Here is an 18,020-nt window from a genome sequence, read left to right as displayed (position 1 = left end):
CCGCGGGACGCTGCTGAGGCCACTCTGGTCCACTGTCAGGCCACCCAGGTCCGGGTGGCGAACGACACGGTGGCCAGCGCCATGGCGACCGCGGACACCACGGCGTAGGTACGCACCCAGAACCGGCCCGGGCTGCGCTCGCCCCAGCGGGCAAGCAGCAGGTAGACCGGAAACCACGCCAGCGCGTACCGCGGTGCCGACACCCAGACGGTCGAGCACGCGACCACCCCCACGGAGAGCGCGAGGTATGCCGTCTCCGCCCATCGCCGCTGCCGCGCCAGCGCCAGGACGGCGAAAGTGGTGAGCACCACGGCGGCCACGTCCAGGCTGCGAGAGAAGGCCAGGGCCCAGTCCGGAGCCGCTGCGACCGAACGCACCGCGGCGGCAAGGCCCTCCCACGGCCACGCCGTGGAACGGCGCCAGCCCTGGTCCTCCGCCTCCCGCCACGCGTCCCAGGAACCGGTGAGGTGGTGGAGGTAGGCCAGGTAGCCGCCGACGGAGACCGCCGGCAGGCTCATCGCAAGCAGGTCCGTGCGTGGTCGGCGCCACCCCTCAGGGGTCCTGAGCTGCTGGGCGTAGAGCACGGCAAGGGCCACGACGAGGAACACCCCGTTGACGCGCACCGCGCACGCCCCGGCGGCCAGGAGGCCCGCGAACCACCACCGGTGGCGGGACGCCGCGAGCCACGCTCCCAGGGTGAGGGCCAGAAAGACCGCCTCGGTGTACACCGCCCCTAGGAAGACGGCGCACGGAGCTACAGCGAGCAGCAGGACGGCGCGCCCAGCCAGCGCGGCGGAGCCCCCCTCCTGACGAGCCAGTGCCCACAGCAGCGCCGCCGCCGCGAGCGACGCCAGCACGGAGACGAGCAGCCCTGCGGCGATGGCGCTCCCTCCCACCAACGGGCGGACCGCCACCATGAGCAACGGGTAGCCAGGGAAGAAGGCCTGGTCGCAGCACGGCAGCCCCGGCGGAAGGTAGCCCTGTTCGGCGATGCGCACGAAGTGGTAGCTGTCCCAGAAGGCGAACCGGTCCAGCCACCAGGTCCCCTGCGCCAGCGGGTGGCGTTCCTGCCCGAGGCCGGCCCAACCTGCGACCAGGAGGACGGCGGCCATGAGCACCAGCCGCCCGGCGGCGAAACCTGCCACCGCACGACGCGCGGAAGGAGTCGCCATGGGCGCCATCATGCCGGGTGGCCGCCCCGCCCTCGCGGTGGCCGGCATCGGCGCAGAGTGGTTCGCCATCGGCGCGGTCGCTCAGCCGACGCCCGTGATCTCGTGGCCGAGCCAGTGCTCGACGATCCGACGGGCGATGGACAGACGCGGCGACACTCCGAGCGAGCCGTCGGCCACCAGGTCTCGCAGCTCCTGGCGGGTGAACCACCGTGCCTCGGCGATCTCCGACTCCTGGAGCTTCAGCTCAGAGGTGTGCGCGCGCGCCGTGAACCCGACCATGAGGGAGGTGGGAAACGGCCACGGCTGGTCCCCGAGGTACGTGATGTCCTCCACGTCAAGGCCCACCTCTTCCCGTACCTCGCGGGCCACCGCAGCGCTGAGGCTCTCCCCCGGTTCCAGGAAGCCGGCCAGCACGGAGAACCTGCCGGGAGCCCACCCTGCGCCGCGAGCCATCAGCAGGCGGTCCTGGTCGTCGATGACGGACATGATCACCGCGACGTCGGTCCGCGGGTAGTGCTCGCTGCCCTCCTTGGTGCAGCGGCGCAGCCAGCCGGCCTGAGCCGGCTCGGTAGGCGCTCCGCAGCGGGCGCAGAAGGGGTGGGCCGCATGCCAGTTGGCCAACGCCAGCGCGGTCGTGAACAGGCTTGCATCGCGGTCACCGAGGTCAGCGCCGACCTGGCGCATGGTTCGCAGAGCGGGATCGTCGTCGTGCCGTGGGCCGTCATGCCGTGGTCCGTCATGCCGCAGCTCGTCAGCGGCCGTCTGGTCGGGGCCTGGTTCGACGACGACCGCGACGTAGGCGTCGTGATCGCCATCAGCGCCGAGGAAGAGGCCCAGACGAGCCAGGTCCTCGGGCACCGGCCTTCTCAGGACCAGCTCGGCACCGAGCTGCCCGTCGGTCACGGCGACCTTGCCGTCCCGCAGCTCCAGGACCCGGGTGTCGTCGCTCTCCAGCAGCTCCTCGACCAGCCGGTGGTCCAGCCGGCGGTCCGCCTGGCGGTCGAGGCCCGGCCGAGCGAGCGAGAGATTCGGGAGAGTTTCGACGGGTCGGCCCACGCCTCCACCCTAGGCGGGACCGATCGGCATACGGTGGCAGCGTGGACCGAAGCCCCCTCTTCCTCGCGGCCCTGGCCAGCGCCGCCGTCCCTGGGCTCGACCCCGCCAGCGTCGAGCCCCTGCCCAGCGTCCCGGACCAGCAGTACGACGTCGCGTTCGTCCAGGACACGCAGCACCGGCGCTGGGTCATCCGGGTGCCGCGCAGCCAGGCAGCCGCCGCCCAGATGGAGGCGACGTTCGCCCTGCTCGGCCTGCTGGCTCGACGGCTTCCGTTCAGTGTCCCGACGCCGAAGGGCTTCGCCGCGCTCAAGGAAGGCGGTCGTGCGGCCATCTACCCTTACCTTCCGGGGCATCAGGTGGACTTCGAGCACCTCCCGGCCGGGCCTGGGCTCGCGGCGGAGCTCGGCAGGTCCATCGCCGCCTTGCACAACGCCGACCACGGGCTGTTCGACGAGGCAGGGCTACCGGCGTATGACGCCGACACCTACCGCACCCGCCACCTCAGCGAGCTCGACCGTGCCGCAGCGACGGGACACGTACCGACCGGGCTTCTCGCGCGCTGGGAGAGGTTCCTGGAAGACGTCGCCCTCTGGCGCTTCGCACCCACACCGACCCACGGCGACCTCACCGGAGACCAGGTCCTCGTGCTCTTCGACGACGAGGAGGATGCAGCGACCGGCAAGGTCAAGGCCTTCACGGGCTGGGAGGACGCCAAGGTGGCCGACCCGGCCGACGACTTCGCGGCCCTGGTGACCCAGGCACCGCCAGCCGCCCTTGAGACCTTGATGGAGGCCTACGCGCATGCCCGGTCCGAGCGACCCGATCCACACCTGCTGACTCGGGCACGGCTCGCGGCGGAGATGCAGCAGCTGAGTGAGCTCATGGGGGCGGTGGCCTCCGGACAGAGTCTCCAGGTCGAACGGTATGCCGCTGCGCTCAGGCGGCTCGACGACAAGGTCCACGCAGAGGCAGAGGCGTCGCACGACTACCGTCGCTCCGGCCTGGCTCCCGCGCGTCCGGTGGCGCCGGTCGTCGTCCCTCCTGTCGTGGAGGACGACGTGGAGGACGACGACGTGGCGGTGATGTTCGGTTCCCGGGACTCCGAGCCCGACTCGCAGTCCCAATCGCAGCCTGATGCGCAGCCCGACTCGCAGCCTGATGCGCAGCCCGACTCGCAGCCCGCGGCCGAGCAGGCAGAGCCAGGTCGTGATGCGGGGCACCTGACCGCGCCAGGCCAGGCGACCGGGGACGAGGTGACCAGCGAGCTCGACGTGAGCACCTTGCGGTCATCGCTCGATCCCATGGGCTCCGACGACGCCGGACCGGAGTTCGAGCCCGGCAATGCCGCACCGCAGGACCCTGCTCCGCCACGCCCTTCGGCCTAGCCGCCCACTCCTACTCCTGCGCCACGGCGCTGAGCAACCGTGCCAGATCCTGGTCGTCAGGAAGCTGCGGCCAGACGGTTTCCCCGGTCCCGGCGTAGTAGAACGCCGCGTCGACCTCGTCGAGGGACAGCCCTCTCAACCTGGCGAACGCCACCCTGTAGGCGGCCAGCTGAAGGGACCTGGTGCCGGCCACCTCAGCGGTCGGCTTGGCTCCCGTCTTCCAGTCCACAATGGTGAAACCACCGCCGTCGCGGGGGAACACGGCATCGACCCGTCCTCGGACGGCGATGCCGTCGATAACGGTCTCGACAGCGATCTCGATCTCGGCCGGAGTTCGGTGGGCCCACTGGCTGGCGAGGAAGCGCTCCTTCATGGCGGGCAGCTCCGCATCGTCTCCCGGATCCTGGTCGGCGCTGCCGGGCAGGTCGAGGATGTCCACCATGGCGGCCCGGGCGTAGTGCTGCTCGACCCAGGCATGGAAGGCCGTACCACGGCGTGCGGCCAGGGCGGGGGGCTCGGGCATGGGGCGGCGCAGCCCCGAGGCGAACCGTGCGGGGTCCTGAGCCAGTGCCACCACGGCGGAGGCTGACAGGTGACGAGGCAGCAGGACCGTGAGCTCGCCACGGTGAGCACTGCGACGCCGCTCCTCCAGCAGCAGGTCGAGCTCCTCCATCACGGGCAGCGCTTCACCCGGCAGGGGCAGCACGCCCTGGTGCCCGCTCGCCGTCGGGGGCTTGGTCCCCGAAGCAGAGGTGAGCTCCTTGACCGCGTGCCTGACCGCTTCCGCACCGTCGGAGAGGGCGGCCCTGCGGTGTTCCATCGGGTCGGCCGGCCACAGAGCGGAGATCGCCTCGGCGTTCGCCGGGTTCTCCGGCGCCTCCGGAGCCGTCGGGTCGGGCAGCTCCGCCCATTCCAGCACGGTCATCGGGACACCGCCTTCAGGGTCCAGCAGCTCGGTGAGGAACCGTGAGGTCACCTTGGGAGTCTTTCCATCCGTCCACACCGGCGCGCTGAGGAGCATCGCCTTCCTGGCGCGGGTGAAAGCCACGTAGGCGAGCCGGCGCTCCTCGGCGACACCATGCTCGCCCCCTTCCCGCAGGAACTCCTCGATGCGGCTCTCCAGAGCCTTCCAGTCGGCGGCACCCCTCCAGTCCAGCCGTGGCAACCCCTTGCTGTCGCCACGGAGCTCGAACGGGATCCCGCCGTCCTTAGGACCAGCGACCCATCCCCGCGACTTCGGCGCGGGGACGACCCACTCGCCCGCCAGTGGCCGGCTGACAGCCGAGGAGAGTGCGGGAAACGACCCCTCCACGAGCCCGGGTACGGCCACCACGTCCCACTCGAGTCCCTTGGCAGCATGGACTGTGAGGATCTGTACCGCGTCGGTGGACGCCTCGATGTACCCCTTGTCCAGCCCTCGCTCCTCCTTGAGGGCCGCTGTGAGCCAGGCGAGGAAGCCACCGAGGTTGGGGCGGTCAGCAGTGACCGTGAAGGTGGCGGCCACGTCAGCGAAGGCATCGAGGTGGGCGCGCGCGGCGGCCGGGGTGTAGCCGGGACGAGCCAGCACCTCGATGTCCAGGCCCAGGGCTCGCTCGGCCTCGCCGAGGAGGTCGGCCAGCGGAAGGCCGGTCAGCGACCGCAGCCTGCGGATGGCCTGCTGCAGCCCACGCAGGCGGTCCAGCGCGACGTCACTGATGGACTTGCCGTCCCAGCTTCGCCAGCCCGGCCGAGGAAGGTCGTCAACGGCCTCGACGATGCTCACGCGGTCCGAGCTGTCCGGCGACTGGTCGCGAGCGGTGGACCCGGATCCGCGGGCGGCCCCAGGGCCCGGCACATCGACAACCGCGCCTTGAACGTCGTCCTCGTCGTCGGGGGCGACCTCGTCCGCCACGCCGAGGCGAGCGTCCTGCTGGTGACGCGCCCACGCCATGAGACCGTCGAGGTCCGCTGCGCCGAGCCGGCACAGGGGACCTGTGAGCAGCCGCATCAGCTGGTCACCGCGCGTCGGGTCCTGCACCACGTGCAGGAGAGCCGTGACGTCCTCGACCTCAGGTGTGAGCAGCAGCCCCCCTAGCCCGACCACCTCGTACGGGACTCCGCGGGCCTCCATCGCCTCGATGACCGATGCGAACTGCGAGCGCTTGCGACACAGCACGGCAGCCGACCGTGCCCCCTCGGCGCGCCGGTCCGCCACCCAGCTCGCCAGGAGCGCCGCCTCGTCGGCGGCCGTGACGGTGCGGGCCACCACGACCTGGCCGTCACCGGCGTCGGCACGTGGCGAGAGCTGCTCCACCGGGACGGAGGAGTCCCGTCGCAGGGGCGCGGCGACCAGGTTGGCCACACGCAGGACCTGCCGGTCGTTGCGCCAGCTCGTGGACAACGGACGGAGGGCAGCAGGACGGTCATTGCGTCGGAAGACGTCGCGGAAGGCAGTCAAGGTCGTGGCGCTGGCACCACGCCAGCCATAGATGGACTGGTGGGGGTCACCCACCGCGGTCACCCTGGCGGGCTCCTCGGAAGAGGCGAAGAGCGCCCTCAGCAGCTCCAGCTGTGCGGCAGACGTGTCCTGGAACTCGTCGAGCAACACCGCGCCGAACCGCTCGCGCTCGATCGCTCCGATGTCCGGGAAGGTCATCGCGAGTCGCGCAGCCAGGGCCATCTGGTCGGCGAAGTCCATGGCGTCCCTGGACTGCTTGAGGTCGAGGTATCGCTGGACGAGGGGGAGCACCGCGGCCCTGGCACGGAGATTCTCCCGCATCTTCCGTGCCTCGGTGGGCAGGTCCTTGGCCCGGCTGTCTCCTTTGGGCAGCGCCGCAAGCGTTTCGAGCACCTCTGTCAGGTAGCCGGCCACCTCGCCGGGCGACACGAGGTGCTCCGACATCTCGCCCGCCAGGTCGACGACCGCAGCGGTCACTGTGGACTCCGCGAACTGGACATCGTTCATCGGCCCGTCGTAGGCGGCCACGACCTCGGAGGCGTACTGCCAGGCGGCAGCCTCGGAGAGCAGCCGCGACTCCGACTCGAACCCGAGTCGCAGGGCGTGCTCGCGGACCAGACGGCCCGCGTACGAGTGGTATGTCGACACGGTGGGCGTACCACCGAGAACCTCCGCGCCGGACTGCCCGTCGTCGGGCGGCGGCACCCAGACGTCGTGCTGCTGCAGGAGCCGCAGCCGGTTGCCGATCCTCTCTGCAAGCTCCGTTGCGGCTTTGCGCGTGAAGGTCAGGCCGAGCACCTGGTCGGGTGCCACCAGTCCGTTGGCCACGAGCCATACGACGCGGCTCGTCATCGTCTCCGTCTTTCCGGACCCCGCGCCGGCCACCACGAGCAGAGGTGACAGAGGAGCCTCGATGACCGCCTCCTGTTGCGGCGTGGGCTCGGGCAGCCCGATGGCCCGCGCGATCTCCTTGGCCGACAGGGTCCCCCGCCGCACGGTCAGGATGCTTTCCTGCGTCGTCACAGCACTCGCCCCTCCGGCTGCACGGGACAGGACTGCCGGAGCTGGCACTGCTTGCACCACTCGCCGACCGTGGCGACGAACGTCCCTGCCGCCATCCCCTCGGCGGTGCTGCTCACCAGGTCCTGCGCCCACCCGGGCTCGTCGTCGTCGCGCAGCGCCGGTTGCAGCTGCAGAGTCGTCTTGACCAGAGCCCCCTTGCCGACCTGGAGGAGCGCCGCACCGGCCGAGCTCGTCCCGAGCTCCTCGAACGCCCCGTGCTCCACACCCAGCTGGTAGACGCCCAGCTGCGGGTGACGGGCGATCTCCTCGGCCCGGGGCTTGCTGGTCCCGGTCTTGTAGTCGACGACGCGAAGACCCGACCCGTCCGGTGTCCGCTCCAGCCGGTCAACCTTCCCCGACAGCACCGCCCGGCCGACGGTGACCTTCATCTCCAGCTCGGCCCCGAGCCGCGTCCATCCGCTCGCCGCAGCCTCCTCGAAGTACCTCGCCAGCCTGCGGACCATCTGGTGAGCCTCATGGCGCTTGCGGTCGGAGACCCATCCGGGCGGCAGACCGAGCCTGCCCCAGCGGGCATCGACCTCGGCGACCATGGTGTCCGCATCGACGTCACCGAGCTCGGCGGCGATGTCGTGCACGAGGGTGCCCAGGTCGGCGGCCCCGACGGACGGCCCGTCACCGCCGACGGACCCGAACAACCACCGCAGGCCGCAGCGGCCGAACGCCTCCACCTTGCTCGGCGAGACACGGACGGGCTCGTCGTCGGCCCGCAGCGGCCGGTCGTCGGAGAGCGACCGCATGACCCACCACTGCCTTGGGTCCGCTCCAGGGACCCCCTCGTGGGTCAGACGCGCGAGCGCCGACACGGCAAGGCGCCGCACCGCCGGGTCCCGGTCGGCCAGCTCCCGGCGCAGCTGGCCGACGAGCGCAGGCAGCGTCATCGTCCGCGAGACCTCGGTGAACGGCCGGTCCCCCCTCGCGGAGATCGTCTCCGGGTCCACGACGTCGAGGTACACGGACGGCTGCTCGTCGTCGCTGCGCACCGCCGTGACAAGCACTCGCCCGCGCGCTCGGGTCACAGCCACGAGGAACAGCCGGGTCTCGTCGTACCGCACGGCTGCCTGCGCGGCACGGAACGTCGTCGGTCTACCGGTGACGACGTCCACCAGGTGCTCCGAGCCCAGCAGGGACCCGCGCAGCCGCAGGTCGGGCCACACGCCCTCCTGCACGCCGGCGACGACGACGAGGTCCCACTCGCGACCGGCAGCGGACTGAGGAGTGGTGATCGTCACGGACTCCCCTACCGGCGACCGCGCCACGAGGGTGTCTCCCGGGATGTCCTGGCTGCCGATGTGGGTGAGAAACTCCTCGGGTCCCGCCTGCGGCAGCCGGTCCGCGAACTTCGCGGCGGCGTCGAACAGGCCGACGACCGCGTCCAGGTCGCGGTCGGCCCGGCCTCCGCTGGGCCCGCCGGCAAGGGCAGCCGCCTGCCACTGCGGCGCGAGCTGGGAGGCACTCCACATGGCCCACAGCACGGACTCGGCGCTGACGCCCGGCTCCCAGCGCCAGAGCGACCCGTCCCGGTGGCCCGGAGCTGCGGCGACACCGGCCTCGATGGTGCGGGCGACCCGCCGAGCCGAGTGAGCCTCCGGGCCCAGCTCCACGAGGGCCCCCGGCTCCGTCAAGGCCCGCGCCAGAAGCTCGTCGCTGGTCCGGCCTCCGCCGTTGGCGAGCTCCTGTCGCCGCAAGGCCCGCCTCAGCCGGCGCAGAGCCACTGCGTCTGCGCCGCCGAGGGGCGAGACGAGGGTATCGACGGCCACCTGCGGACTGAGCGCGTCGGCGCCGCCCCGGGCGAGGTCCAGTACGACGGAGAGCAGGGCCAGGAGCGGCCGCACCGCAACCTCTTCCCGCACGGGAAGGTCCGTCGCGCTCGCCGCCACGGGGACGCCGGCGGCGATGAGGGTCCGGCGCAGGGTGGATGTGCGACCTTGACCGCGGACGATGACCGCCATCTGTGACCACGGCACCCCGTCACGCAGGTGCGCCTCCCTGAGCCGGCCCGCCACGAAGCTGGCCTCCTGGGTCACGGCCCGCAGCAGGTGAACCTCGACCTCGCCACCGGGCCGACCCGGCACGGTCGCGCGCTGCGCGCCGCCTCCCAGCGCACCGATCTTGGGGGCGACGCGTGCGGCGGCCCGGTGCACGGCGCGCGGCAGCCGGTACGCACTGGGCAGGACCAGCGACGGCCCGGCGCCCAGCTCGGTCCAGCGGTCGGCCAGGTAGCGGGGGTCTGCGCCGCGGAAGGTCTGGACGGCTGAGTCGGGATCGCCGAGCAGGACCACGTCGAGGCCAGGGGCGGCGACCGTCCGCAGCAGACGGGCAGCAGACCAGGTGAGCTCCTGCGCGTCGTCCACGACGACCAGCCGCAGCGAGTCATGCAGGCGTGCCAGCCAGGCGGGGTCCTCCTCCAGCAGGTCCGCGGCTGCACCGAGGATCCAGGCCGGGTCGTATGCTCCGGGCGCCGACAGGGCCGTCACCTCGTCGTACTCCGCGAGTACGTCGGCCGCGGCAGCCCACTCCGGACGCCCGTGGTCCCGCCCCAGCCGCGCCAGGTCGCCAGGCTCCAGACCATGCTCGACGGCGCGCATCAACAGGTCGCGCAGCTCAGCACGGAAGCCTCGCGTGCCCAGAGCAGCCTGGACCCTCTCGGGCCAGGCCGGCGCCATGGTCCGGTCGGCCGCATGCCCGGCCAGCAGGTCACGCAGGATGACGTCCTGCTCCGGCCCGCTGAGCAGCCGGGGCGTCGGGTCCCCCCGCAGGGCGGCGGCCTGCCGCAGGATGCCGAACGCGAACGCCTGCTGCGTCCGCGCGAGGGGCTCGGTCGAGGTCCGGCCCAGCCTTGCGGTCACCCGCTCGCGCAGGGCACCGGCAGCCACTCGCGACGAGGTCAGCAGGAGGCACTGGTCGGGAGTCGCCTCCCCCGACTCCACCCTGGCCACCACCGTCTCGATCGCCGTGACCGTCTTCCCGGTGCCTGGACCGCCGAGCACTCGCAGCGCCCCTCCTCGATGCGCGACGGCAGCGGCCTGCACGTCGTCGAGCGAGGGCGGGTCGGCGACGAGGCCGGGGGCGCGACGCAGGGTGAGCACGCGACTGATTCCATCACCTTGCACCGACACCGGACGTCGCCGGCTCACCCTCCACGGTGGCCTTCGACGGCTGTGGGCAGTCGTGGCTCCGACCACCGAGCGCTCGCGAGGTCCACCCTCCGCCCGTCGATCTGCCCGCGCACCAGCGCGGTGCCCTCCTCGCGGTAGTGGGCGAGGGCCTGCTCCTCGTGGCCCTGCGGGAAGTAGCCGCCTGCCCGCACCACGCGCCACCACGGCACATCCGAGCCGTACCGCGCCATCACCGTGCCGACGGCCCGGGGCCCGCCCCGCCCGAGGAGCTCGGCGATGTCGCCGTACGTGAGCACCATCCCCTCCGGGATGGTGTCGACCACCTCGAGGACGTCGTCGGCGAACTCAGTCGGCAGTCCGCTGGGGCCGTCCGGACCACGGCGCGGCGTTCCGGTCACCACGTCTTTCGGGTCAACGTCTTTCGAGTCACCAGGTCCTGGGGTCACCATGTCGGGACGGCCCCTAGTAGGTCGGTTGCGTGGGGTCGACGTCACGGACCCACGCGAGGACGCCGCCGCTGAGGTTCGCGACGCCGGCCCGACCACCCCGGGCGAGCAGGCGGGCAGCCTCGGCCGAGCGCGCACCGGACTTGCAGTGAACGATCACCGGTATGCCGGGTACGAGCTCGGAGTCGGCCTCGCCGCTGCGGAACCGGTCCAGGTGGACGGCCCGCGCACCGGGGATCGACACGATGTCCCTCTCCCCGGGCTCCCTGACGTCGACGAGCTCGAAGTGGACCTCCCCGCGCTCCCGCCGTGCCAGCAGGTCCGCGAGCTCGGTCGCCGATACCTCCCCCACCGGGGCGGTCGGGTCCGCCGGTCCGCCGACCGCGTCGTCGGCGGTGCCGACCGTCGCCGGACCACGCAGGCCACACAGCTGCTCGTAGTCCACCAGCGAGGTGACGGTCGGCGACTGCCCGCAGACCGGACAGTCCGGGTCGGCCCGGACGGTGAGGGCGTCCCAGGTCTGGCGCAGCGCGTCGTGGACCAGCAGGCGTCCGACCAGCGGCTCGCCGCGCCCCACCACCAGCTTGACGGCCTCGGCCACCTGGACCGACCCCACCGCCGCGCAGAGCACACCCAGCACACCGCCGGTCGCGCACGAGGGAACGGCGTCGGGGGGCGGGGGGTCCGGAAAGACGCAGCGGTAGCACGGGCCGTACCCGGCGAACCACACGGAGACCTGGCCGTCGAACCGGTAGATCGAGCCCCATACGTGCGGCAGCCCGAGCATCACGCAGGCGTCGTTCACGAGGTACCGGGTCGGGAAGTTGTCCGCCCCGTCGAGGACGACGTCGTAGTCGGCCAGGATCTCCATCGCGTTGTCCGAGGTCAGTCTCACGTCGTGACGCACGACGGTGACGAGAGGGTTGATGGCCGCCACCGTCTCGGCGGCCGACTCCGTCTTGGGACGGCCGACGTCCGCCACCCCGTGGACGACCTGCCGCTGAAGGTTCGAGGCGTCCACCACGTCGTCGTCGACGACGCCGATGGTCCCGACGCCTGCCGCAGCCAGGTACATCAAGGCGGGCGATCCGAGCCCACCGGCCCCCACGACCAGCACGCGGGCGTTGGAGAGCCGACGCTGACCTTCGACCCCGACGTCAGGAAGCAGGATGTGGCGGGCGTACCGGGCCTTCTGCTCACTGCTCAGCTCGGGCCCCGGAGCCACCAGCGGTGGGATCGCCATGTGACGCACGTTACCCGTGCGTACCATGGCCCGGACAGCGCAGTACCGAGAGAGGCCGCCACCGATGTCCCTACGCGCAGATCCCGGCACCGAGACGGCCCGCGGGCAACGCCTGCCGCGCTCGGCCCGCCGGGCGCAGCTTCTCGAGGCTGCCCAGGCCGCTTTCGTCGAGTCCGGCTACCACGCTGCCGCGATGGACGACATCGCGGACCGGGCTGGGGTGTCGAAACCCGTGCTCTACCAGCACTTCCCGGGCAAGCTCGAGCTCTACCTGGCGCTGTTGGACAAGCACAGCGAGGCTCTGGAGCAGCTTGTCCGGGACGCCCTCGACTCCACGCATGAGAACAAGGAACGCGTCTACGCCGCGATCAACGCCTACTTCGACTTCGTCTCCCGGGACGGGGCGGCCTTCCGGCTCATCTTCGAGTCCGACCTGACCAACGAGTCGGCGGTGCGGAACCGGCTCGACGCCGTGGGGCTGGTCTGCGCCGAAGCGGTGGCCGAGGTCATCGCCGAGGACACCGGGCTCACCGAGGAGGACGCCTCCCTGCTCGGTATGGCGCTCACGGGCCTGGCGCAGGTCAGCGCCCGCCATTGGCTGGCCCAGGGTTCCGACGTGCCCAAGGACGAGGCCGCCAGGCTGGTCGGGGCCCTGGCCTGGCGCGGGCTCGGTTCCTTCCCCAAGGTGGGCGGGGAAGGTTCGGACGACCTGCCTGGTTAGCCTTCAGGCGAGACACCGCACCGGAGCCACCGGCCCGCGTGCCGACTGAGCAGACGCACCTGAACAGAAGGGAACCACCGTGGAGGTCAAGATCGGCGTGCAGAACGTCGCCCGCGAGATCACGTTCGAGACCGACGCGAGCGCCGACGAGGTCGTCAAGGCCGTCACCGACGCCGTCGAGAACGGCAGCGCCCTGCGGCTCACCGGCGAGAAGGGCCGACAGGTCCTCGTGCCCGCCGGCGTCCTGGGCTACGTCCAGATCGGCGAGACCGAGAAGCGGGGGGTCGGCTTCGGCAACATCTGACGCCGAACCACCTCTGACCTGCGGTTTTCCGAGCACGTTGTGTCCTCACCGTGACCATCTGAACGTGCGGAACCGGGCGAGAAGGTGTTGAGTTGTTCTTGTCCGGGCCTGTGTGGCCCCACGAATGAGAGGAACTCTCCATGGAGATCATCGGTGTCATTATCGCCGGCGCCATCATCGGCGCCCTCGCGCGCTTGGTGATGCCCGGCCGTCAAGGGATCAGCGCCCTTGTCACCGTCATCTTGGGCATCCTCGGGGTGCTGATCGGGTACTACCTGGCAGCGGCCCTGGGCGTGGCAGCCACCAACGGCATCGACTGGCTGCGATGGATCATCAGCATCATCGTCGCGGTCGTCCTCATCGCCATCTACATCGCGGTGACAGGACGCAGGGGCACCAGCAACACGCGCATCTGACCCCAACCGTCACGGAGGGGCCCGGTCCATCGCTGGACCGGGCCCCTCCTCATGCGGCAAGGCCGAGGCGGCCCATCCTGCGGGTGTGCTCGTCGGTGAGCCGGGCGAACATCCTGCCGAGCTCGGCAAGGTCAGCGCTGGGCCTGCCCGGCGCCCCCACTCCCCCGACCAACAACGACGCCAGAGCATCGCGCTCCACAGCGACCTGCTGCGCCTGGGAGAGCGCCTCCCCGACAAGACGGCGACCCCAGAGCGCAAGCCGGCCGGCGACCCGCGGATCCTCCTTGATCGACTCCCGCACGACCTTGACCACGAACTCGGCCTGACCGACGTCCTGCATCGCGGAGTGCACGAGGTCGCGGGTGGACGGGTCGACGTACGCCGCGATCTCCCGGTAGAAGTCCGTCGCGATCCCGTCGCCGACGTAGGCCTTCACCAGTCCCTCGAGCCAGGTGCTCGGGCGTGTCCGCTCGTGGAACGAGTCGATCGGCCCGATGAATGGCGCCATGGCCTCCTCGGAGGCGATGCCCATCTCGTCCAGCCGGGCCACGAGGATCTCGTAGTGCCGGAACTCCGCTACGGCGAGGGCTGCGACCGCTGCCTTCAGCGGCTGGGTGGGCGCCAGCTCGGAGTCACCGGCCAGCCTCGTGAAGGCGGTCAGCTCCCCATAGGCCAGCACTCCGAGCAGGTCCGCGACGGCGTCGCGGTACTGCTGGTCGGCCAGCCAGTCGTCCTGCGTCATGCCGGTCACCCTATAAGCGGGTCCCGGCAGGTGCCGTCGATGCGGGTGATCTGGCGGTGTCCCGGTAGGCTGGGGACGTCAAAGGTGCCCGGTCGGCACGAATCAGCCGCGGACCCTCGGTCCGCTCCCCTCATGACGAAGACCTCCGATCGGCCCGCTGTGCGAGCGCCTCCCTTGCGGGACGGCCCCGATCGAGAGAACTCCATGACTGAGCACGACCTGGGCGCGAGCGCGCCCACCCCCGAGTCCGCCCCTGAAGAGGCTGCCCCGTTGGCCACGGCACCGCCCACGCCGACGTTCGCCGACTTCGACGTCCACCCGGACATCGTCGCCTCCCTGAGCGATGCCGGCATCGTGACGCCCTTCCCGATCCAGGCGATGACCCTTCCTGTAGCCCTGTCGGGCCACGACATCATCGGCCAGGCCAAGACCGGCACCGGTAAGACCCTCGGTTTCGGCGTACCGATGCTGAACAGGACCGTCGCGCGTGACGACAGCGGGTGGGAGACCCTGCCGTATGCCGGTAAGCCGCAGGCCCTCGCCGTGGCACCCACCCGTGAGCTGGCGGTCCAGGTGGCCGGCGACATCGAGCGAGCCGGCAGGCGCCGTGGCATCCGGGTCCTGACCGTCTACGGCGGCCGGGCCTACGAGCCGCAGATCGAGGCGTTGCGCACCGGTGTGGAGATCGTCGTCGGAACCCCCGGCCGGCTGATCGACCTGGCCCAGCAGGGACACCTCGACCTGTCCCACACGAAGACCGTCGTGCTCGACGAGGCCGACGAGATGCTGGACCTCGGGTTCCTGCCGGACGTGGAGAAGCTGCTGGCGATGACGCCCGGCTCGCGACAGACGATGCTGTTCTCGGCCACCATGCCGGGGGCCGTCGTGGCGCTCGCCCGTCGGTACATGAGCCAGCCCACCCACATCCGGGCCATGGGCGACGACCAGGAGAACGCGCACACCGTGAAGGCCGTGGAGCAGTTCGTCTACCGGGCCCATGCCATGGACAAGGTCGAGATGCTCGCCCGGATGCTGCAGGCCAGGGACCGTGGGCTCACCATCATCTTCAGCCGCACCAAGCGGACGGCGGCCAAGGTCGCCGACGAGCTGGTCGACCGCGGGTTCGCTGCGGCCGCCATCCACGGGGACCTCGGCCAGGGTGCCCGTGAGCAGGCCCTCCGGGCGTTCCGCAACGGCAAGGTCGACATCCTCGTGGCCACGGACGTGGCGGCCCGGGGCATCGACGTGGAGAACGTGACCCACGTGATCAACTACCAGTGCCCAGAGGACGAGAAGACCTACCTGCACCGGATCGGGCGCACGGCCCGCGCCGGCAACACCGGCATAGCCGTCACCTTCGTCGACTGGGACGACATGCCTCGCTGGGGCCTCATCAACAAGACCCTCGACCTCGGCATACCGGAGCCGGAGGAGACCTACTCCTCCTCGGACCACCTGTACGAGCAGCTGGACATCCCCCGCGAGTCCAAGGGCCGGCTCCCCCGGGCGGCCCAGAAGCTGGCCGGCCTGGGCGCCGAGGTGCTCGAGGACCTCGGGGAGACAGGGAAGAGCAGTGGACGTCGCGCGGCTGCCGGTGGCCGCACTGGACGGGAGACCGGACGGGAGACCGGACGCGGTCCAGGCACCAGGGAGAGCCGTCGTCGCGACGGCGGCGACCGGCGGCCCGAGGGTCGGGCGGAGGGCCGGTCTGAGGGCCGGTCGCAGGCTCCGGCTCCCGACCGCGGCGACGGTGACGGCGGGACGAAGGCCCCGCGTAACCGTAACCGCCGCCGCACCCGCGGTGGCAGCACCGGGGCCGGCGAGCCGACCCAGAGCTGACGGCGTGGCGCGGGTCAGGCGCCGATGGTCGCCGTGTCGATGACGAACCGGTACCGCACGTCCGAGGCGACCACGCGGTCATAGGCCTCGTTCAGCTCGTCCGCACCGATCGTCTCGATCTGCGCGGCGAACCCGTGCTGGGCAGCGAAGTCCAGCATCTCCTGGGTCTGCGGGATACCACCGATGTTCAAGCCGGCCAGCGCCTTGCTTCCGCCGATCAGGGAGAAGGCGCGGAACGAGCTGGGGTCACTCGGGGCGCCGACGTCACCATGACGCCGTTCGGCTTGAGCAGACCCAGGTAGTCATCGAACGGCAGGTTGGCGCTGACTGTGTTGAGGATGAGGTCGAACCGGCCTTGGAGCTCCCCGAAGGTCTCCTGGTCTCTGGTCGCGCGGTGGTCTACGGCATCGAAGCGCCTGCTGTCGGCCTCCTTGGCCGTGGACTGGCTCAGCACGGTCACCTCCGCGCCCAGTGCCGCGGCGAACTTGACCCCTAGGTGCCCAAGGCCCCCTAGCCCCACCACGGCGACCTTCGTTCCGGGGCCCGCACCCCAGCGCTTGAGCGGGTTGTACGTCGTGATGCCGGCGCACAGCAGTGGTGCGGCGACGTCCAGCTCCAGCTCGTCCGGGATGCGCACCGCGAACCGCTCGCTGACGACCACCTGTTGGCTGTAGCCACCCATGGTCCTCTCCCCGTCGTAGCCCTCGCCGTTGTACGTCATCACCGCCCCCTTGACGCAGAACTGCTCCTGTCCGTCCTTGCAGTGCTCGCACTGGCACACGAGTCGACCATGCACCCGACGCCCACTCGGTCGCCGACCGCGTACCGCGTCACGCCGTCGCCGACCGCGGAGACGACGCCGGGGATCTCGTGCCCCGGGACCATCGGGAAGCTGGCGCTGCCCCACTCCTCCCGGACCTGGTGGATGTCGCTGTGGCAGATTCCTGCGAAGGCGATGTCGATGAGGACGTCGTCGTCGGGCAGCTCACGGCGTTCGACCACCGTCGGCTCGAGCGGGGCACCTGGGGTGGCTGCGGACAGGGCTGCGGTCTGGGACATGCGGTCTCCTGGGGTCGTCGCGGCCTTTCTCGTTCCGTCAGGCGACAAGTCCGCCAGGGTGGCGGCTATTCAAATTGGCACCCGGGCGGGCTTTGTGCGCGGGTGTCTCAGAGCTTCCTGACCAGCGCGGTGGCGACGTCGCGGTAGGCCTTGGCGCCCTTGGAGGTGCGCGACGTCGCCAGGATGGACCGCCCGACTGCGGGCGCCTCGGCGAACCGGACCGTCTTCGGGATGGGCGGCTCCAGGACCGGGAGACCGTACCGGTCACCCACGTCGGCAAGCACCTCCTGGGCGTGGTTGCTCCTGCCGTCGAAGAGCGTGGGCAGGATGCCCCACACGGCCAGGTCCTTGTTGAGGATCTTCTTCACGTCGGCCACGGTGTCGAGCAGCTGGCCGACGCCCCGGTGGCTGAGCATCTCGCAGGGCATCGGGATGACCAGCCCCTGGCTGGCGGTGAGCGCGTTGAGCGTCAGGACCCCGAGGCTGGGTGAGCAGTCGAGCAGGATCACGTCGTAGTCCGCGCGAACCTCCTCGAGCACCCCACGGAGGATGTACTCCCGGCCGGGACGCGGCAACAGCTGCGCTTCGGCACCGGCGAGGTCGATCACGCTGGGGACCAGGTCCACGCCGTCCTCGCACTCCACCCGCACGTCCGCCACCGAGGCGCGACCCAGCAGGACCTCGTTGATGGACCCCTCGACGGCGTCCGGGTCGACGCCGAGGCTGAACGTGAGACAGGCCTGGGCGTCCAGATCGACGAGCAGGACCCTCTTGCCGAGCTCGGCGAAGGCCGCGCCGAGGGAGGCGACGGACGTGGTCTTGGCCACGCCGCCCTTCTGGTTGGCGACGGAGACGATCGTGGCGGGGCGGGGGCGCGACCTGGCCAACTCTGCGCCTTTCCATGGGTCCGGATGCGACGCGCACAGTGTCTCAGGCCGCCACACCGGCGGGACCGGCGGCTTGGACCAGGACGGAACCAGTGGTCAGCCCAGCCCTCCGGG

At 71.2% G+C, this 18,020-nt stretch carries 13 protein-coding genes and 1 pseudogene; 5 read left to right on the top strand and 9 right to left on the bottom strand.

Annotated features, from left to right (window positions below; translation table 11 throughout):
* Nucleotides 1-35: 35 nt before the first annotated feature.
* A complete protein-coding gene (locus PHA84_RS12225) occupies nt 36-1,172 on the bottom strand; it encodes a mannosyltransferase family protein (protein WP_270888397.1) in 1,137 nt (378 codons plus the stop codon).
* An 81-nt stretch (nt 1,173-1,253) separates the two neighbouring features.
* Nucleotides 1,254-2,228 (bottom strand): NAD(+) diphosphatase, encoded by a 975-nt coding sequence (nudC, locus tag PHA84_RS12220; protein ID WP_270888396.1) that lies wholly within the window; start codon nt 2,226-2,228, stop codon nt 1,254-1,256.
* 41 nt (nt 2,229-2,269) lie between these two features.
* Between nudC and PHA84_RS12215 the strand changes: the two genes are divergently transcribed.
* The gene (locus PHA84_RS12215) at nt 2,270-3,613 is read left to right on the top strand and encodes a phosphotransferase (protein ID WP_270888395.1); all 1,344 of its coding nucleotides are present in this window, start codon (nt 2,270-2,272) and stop codon (nt 3,611-3,613) included.
* A 10-nt stretch (nt 3,614-3,623) separates the two neighbouring features.
* Here the strand turns inward: PHA84_RS12215 and PHA84_RS12210 are convergent, their stop codons facing one another.
* The 4 genes from PHA84_RS12210 to moeB form a co-directional block, all read right to left on the bottom strand.
* Entirely contained in the window at nt 3,624-7,073 is a 3,450-nt protein-coding gene (locus tag PHA84_RS12210; protein WP_270888394.1) for an ATP-dependent helicase, read from the bottom strand.
* Nucleotides 7,070-10,219, bottom strand: coding sequence for an ATP-dependent helicase (locus tag PHA84_RS12205; protein ID WP_270888393.1), 3,150 nt, complete (start codon nt 10,217-10,219; stop codon nt 7,070-7,072). The genes PHA84_RS12210 and PHA84_RS12205 overlap by 4 nt, the downstream gene beginning before the upstream one ends.
* A gap of 44 nt (nt 10,220-10,263) precedes the next feature.
* The gene (locus PHA84_RS12200; RefSeq protein WP_270888392.1) at nt 10,264-10,647 is read right to left on the bottom strand and encodes an MGMT family protein; all 384 of its coding nucleotides are present in this window, start codon (nt 10,645-10,647) and stop codon (nt 10,264-10,266) included.
* Between the two features lie 64 nt (nt 10,648-10,711).
* A complete protein-coding gene (gene moeB / locus PHA84_RS12195; protein WP_270888391.1) occupies nt 10,712-11,938 on the bottom strand; it encodes a molybdopterin-synthase adenylyltransferase MoeB in 1,227 nt (408 codons plus the stop codon).
* Between the two features lie 64 nt (nt 11,939-12,002).
* Here moeB and PHA84_RS12190 point away from each other — a divergent pair, with 64 nt between their 5' ends.
* From PHA84_RS12190 to PHA84_RS12180, 3 genes are all read left to right on the top strand, one after another.
* Nucleotides 12,003-12,659: a TetR/AcrR family transcriptional regulator gene (locus PHA84_RS12190; protein WP_270888390.1), complete on the top strand. Its 657-nt coding sequence runs from the start codon at nt 12,003-12,005 to the stop codon at nt 12,657-12,659.
* A 79-nt stretch (nt 12,660-12,738) separates the two neighbouring features.
* The gene (locus PHA84_RS12185; protein WP_270888389.1) at nt 12,739-12,963 is read left to right on the top strand and encodes a DUF3107 domain-containing protein; all 225 of its coding nucleotides are present in this window, start codon (nt 12,739-12,741) and stop codon (nt 12,961-12,963) included.
* 140 nt (nt 12,964-13,103) lie between these two features.
* The gene (locus tag PHA84_RS12180; protein WP_270888388.1) at nt 13,104-13,379 is read left to right on the top strand and encodes a GlsB/YeaQ/YmgE family stress response membrane protein; all 276 of its coding nucleotides are present in this window, start codon (nt 13,104-13,106) and stop codon (nt 13,377-13,379) included.
* Between the two features lie 49 nt (nt 13,380-13,428).
* Here the strand turns inward: PHA84_RS12180 and PHA84_RS12175 are convergent, their stop codons facing one another.
* Nucleotides 13,429-14,121 carry a ferritin-like fold-containing protein gene (locus tag PHA84_RS12175; protein WP_270888387.1) on the bottom strand — a complete coding sequence of 231 codons (693 nt, stop codon included), beginning with the start codon at nt 14,119-14,121 and terminating at the stop codon, nt 13,429-13,431.
* A 204-nt stretch (nt 14,122-14,325) separates the two neighbouring features.
* On the opposite strand from PHA84_RS12175, the gene PHA84_RS12170 reads away from it, so the two are divergent.
* Entirely contained in the window at nt 14,326-15,960 is a 1,635-nt protein-coding gene (locus PHA84_RS12170; protein WP_270888386.1) for a DEAD/DEAH box helicase, read from the top strand.
* A gap of 14 nt (nt 15,961-15,974) precedes the next feature.
* On the opposite strand, the pseudogene PHA84_RS12165 reads toward PHA84_RS12170, so the two are convergent.
* Together PHA84_RS12165 and PHA84_RS12160 are read right to left on the bottom strand one after the other, a co-directional pair.
* A pseudogene (locus PHA84_RS12165) lies at nt 15,975-17,019 on the bottom strand (NAD(P)-dependent alcohol dehydrogenase).
* A 107-nt stretch (nt 17,020-17,126) separates the two neighbouring features.
* A complete protein-coding gene (locus PHA84_RS12160) occupies nt 17,127-17,906 on the bottom strand; it encodes a ParA family protein (protein WP_270888385.1) in 780 nt (259 codons plus the stop codon).
* Between the last annotated feature and the right edge of the window lie 114 nt (nt 17,907-18,020).

The sequence above is a fragment of the Pedococcus sp. 5OH_020 genome (assembly GCF_027812955.1).
Classification (GTDB): domain Bacteria; phylum Actinomycetota; class Actinomycetes; order Actinomycetales; family Dermatophilaceae; genus Pedococcus.
The sequence above is the reverse complement of the archived record's forward strand: the minus strand, read 5'-3'. Positions and strand labels throughout refer to the sequence as shown.